The sequence below is a fragment of the Cryobacterium sp. 10I5 genome (assembly GCF_035019865.1).
Lineage (GTDB): Bacteria > Actinomycetota > Actinomycetes > Actinomycetales > Microbacteriaceae > Cryobacterium > Cryobacterium breve_A.
The window spans coordinates 1-3,531 of sequence record NZ_JASJVI010000167.1 but is presented as its reverse complement, the minus strand read 5'-3'; the positions used below and the strand labels follow the sequence as shown (position 1 = coordinate 3,531).

The 3,531-nt window shown below is 53.0% G+C and carries 2 rRNA genes; both read right to left on the bottom strand.

Annotated elements, in window-relative coordinates:
* Nucleotides 1–2: 2 nt before the first annotated feature.
* Nucleotides 3–119: ribosomal RNA gene (gene rrf, locus QN350_RS19355) — 5S ribosomal RNA — on the bottom strand.
* 119 nt (nt 120–238) lie between these two features.
* Nucleotides 239–3,367 (bottom strand): 23S ribosomal RNA (locus tag QN350_RS19350).
* Between the last annotated feature and the right edge of the window lie 164 nt (nt 3,368–3,531).

The following is a 3,531-nucleotide window of genomic DNA, read 5'->3' as shown; positions in this document are numbered from 1 at the left end:
AAGTCCGGCGGTGTCCTACTCTCCCACAGGGTCCCCCCTGCAGTACCATCGGCGCTGAGAGTCTTAGCTTCCGGGTTCGGAATGTGACCGGGCGTTTCCCTCTCGCTATAGCCGCCGAAACATCTTTCGATGGATCGATTCTATATTTTTTAGTTATAGACCCCTCCTGGAAGGGGTTGTTCTCGACCGTACGTCGAGAACCACATAGTGGACGCTTGCAGCTTATTCAAACTGGTGTGTTATCAAATTATTGGCTTATTAGTACCGGTCAGCTCCAAGGGTCTTTAGTCCCCTCTTCCACATCCGGCCTATCAACGCAGTAGTCTAGCTGCGAGCCTCTCCCCCGAAGGGATGGAAATCTCATCTCGAAGCCGGCTTCCCGCTTAGATGCTTTCAGCGGTTATCCGTTCCGAACGTAGCTAATCAGCGGTGCTCCTGGCGGAACAACTGACACACCAGAGGTTCGTCCATCCCGGTCCTCTCGTACTAGGGATAGATCTTCTCAAATTTCCTGCGCGCGCAGCGGATAGGGACCGAACTGTCTCACGACGTTCTAAACCCAGCTCGCGTACCGCTTTAATGGGCGAACAGCCCAACCCTTGGGACCTACTCCAGCCCCAGGATGCGACGAGCCGACATCGAGGTGCCAAACCATGCCGTCGATATGGACTCTTGGGCAAGATCAGCCTGTTATCCCCGAGGTACCTTTTATCCGTTGAGCGACAGCGCTTCCACAAGCCACTGCCGGATCACTAGTCCCGACTTTCGTCCCTGCTCGACTTGTCAGTCTCACAGTCAAGCTCCCTTGTGCACTTACACTCGACACCTGATTGCCAACCAGGTTGAGGGAACCTTTGGGCGCCTCCGTTACTTTTTAGGAGGCAACCGCCCCAGTTAAACTACCCACCAGGCACTGTCCCTGAACCGGATCACGGTTCGAAGTTAGATATCCAATATGACCAGAGTGGTATTTCAACGTTGACTCCACCTGAACTAGCGTCCAAGCTTCAAAGTCTCCCACCTATCCTACACAAGCCACACCGAACACCAATACCAAGCTGTAGTAAAGGTCACGGGGTCTTTCCGTCCTGCTGCGCGTAACGAGCATCTTTACTCGTAATGCAATTTCGCCGAGTTCGCGGTTGAGACAGCTGGGAAGTCGTTACGCCATTCGTGCAGGTCGGAACTTACCCGACAAGGAATTTCGCTACCTTAGGATGGTTATAGTTACCACCGCCGTTTACTGGGGCTTAAATTCTCAGCTTCGCCTTGCGGCTAACCGTTCCTCTTAACCTTCCAGCACCGGGCAGGCGTCAGTCCGTATACATCGTCTTGCGACTTGGCACGGACCTGTGTTTTTAGTAAACAGTCGCTTCCCACTGGTCTCTGCGGCCTTCGAACGCTCCAGGAGTAAATCCCTTCACGCCTCCGGCCCCCCTTCTCCCGAAGTTACGGGGGCATTTTGCCGAGTTCCTTAACCACGATTCTCTCGATCTCCTTAGTATTCTCTACCTGATCACCTGAGTCGGTTTGGGGTACGGGTGACTAAAACCTCGCGTCGATGCTTTTCTTGGCAGCATAGGATCACTGATTTCGCCCTTACGGGCTACCCATCGGGTCTCAGCCTTATATGAGAGACGGATTTGCCTATCTCTCGGCCTACATCCTTAGACCGGGACAACCATCGCCCGGCTCAGCTACCTTCCTGCGTCACACCTGTTAATACGCTAACCGCACCAGCATAGGGTCGCACGCTAGGCCCACCCCCTCGGCCCGAAGGCTCCGGTCAGTGGGATTCAGATGCTTAGCATTACTGGATTAGCTTGGACGGTTTTTCGCCAGTACGGGAATATAAACCCGTTGTCCATCGACTACGCCTGTCGGCCTCGCCTTAGGTCCCGACTTACCCAGGGCGGATTAGCCTGGCCCTGGAAACCTTGATCTTTCGGAGGACGGGTTTCTCACCCGTCTTTCGCTACTCATGCCTGCATTCTCACTCGTGTAGCCTCCACGGCTGGTTTACACCGCCGCTTCGCTGGCCACACGACGCTCTCCTACCCATCAACACGGCTGAACCAACACAACAAGTGTGCGGCTTACCAAAAATATCAATGCCACAACTTCGGTGGCGTGCTTGAGCCCCGTTACATTGTCGGCGCGGAATCACTTGACCAGTGAGCTATTACGCACTCTTTCAAGGGTGGCTGCTTCTAAGCCAACCTCCTGGTTGTCTGTGCAACTCCACATCCTTTCCCACTTAGCACGCGCTTTGGGACCTTAGTTGGTGGTCTGGGTTGTTTCCCTCTCGACGATGAAGCTTATCCCCCACCGTCTCACTGCTGCGCTCTCACTTACCGGCATTCGGAGTTTGGCTGACGTCAGTAAGCTTTTAGGCCCCATCGGCCATCCAGTAGCTCTACCTCCGGCAAGAAACACGCAACGCTGCACCTAAATGCATTTCGGAGAGAACCAGCTATCACGAAGTTTGATTGGCCTTTCACCCCTATCCACAGCTCATCCCCTCCATTTTCAACTGAAGTGGGTTCGGTCCTCCACGACGTCTTACCGTCGCTTCAACCTGGCCATGGATAGATCACTTCGCTTCGGGTCTAGGACATGCGACTGAATCGCCCTATTCAGACTCGCTTTCGCTACGCATTCCCCTCTCGGGTTAAGCTCGCCACATATCACTAACTCGCAGGCTCATTCTTCAAAAGGCACGCTGTCACCAGAATCAGACTGGCTCCAACGGTTTGTAAGCAAACGGTTTCAGGTACTATTTCACTCCCCTCCCGGGGTACTTTTCACCTTTCCCTCACGGTACTTGTTCACTATCGGTCATGTAGGAGTATTTAGGCTTATCAGGTGGTCCTGACAGATTCACACGGGATTTCTCGGGCCCCGTGCTACTTGGGATACTCTTCGGGCGATTACTGCATTTCGACTACGGGGTTCGCACCCTCTATGACCAGGCTTTCAATCCTGTTCGTCTATACAACGCTCTAACCCTCACTGTTCGGCAGAATCAGCAGAAAAGTCCCGCAACCCCGACCATGCAACGCCTGCCGGCTATCACACATGATCGGTTTAGCCTCATCCGGGTTCGCTCGCCACTACTAACGGAATCACTATTGTTTTCTCTTCCTGTGGGTACTGAGATGTTTCACTTCCCCACGTTCCCTCTACCCGCCCTATATATTCAGGCGGGAGTCACCAGGTCACCTTACGGGCCTGGCGGGGTTTCCCCATTCGGACATCCTCGGATCACAGTTCGTTTATCAACTCCCCGAGGCTTATCGCAGATTACTACGTCCTTCTTCGGCTCTACATGCCAAGGCATTCACCGTTTGCTCTTAGAAATTTGAAATCACATGAGTTTGAATCGATTAAGAATCGAAAGACTCAAAGAGTCTCACGATCGAAATTGACCAATGATCTATAAATAGATCTTTGTAATCTGTCGGACCGAAGTCCGATCAAATTTAAGATGCTCGCGTCCACTGTGTAGTTCTCAAAGTACGGGCGGTACCC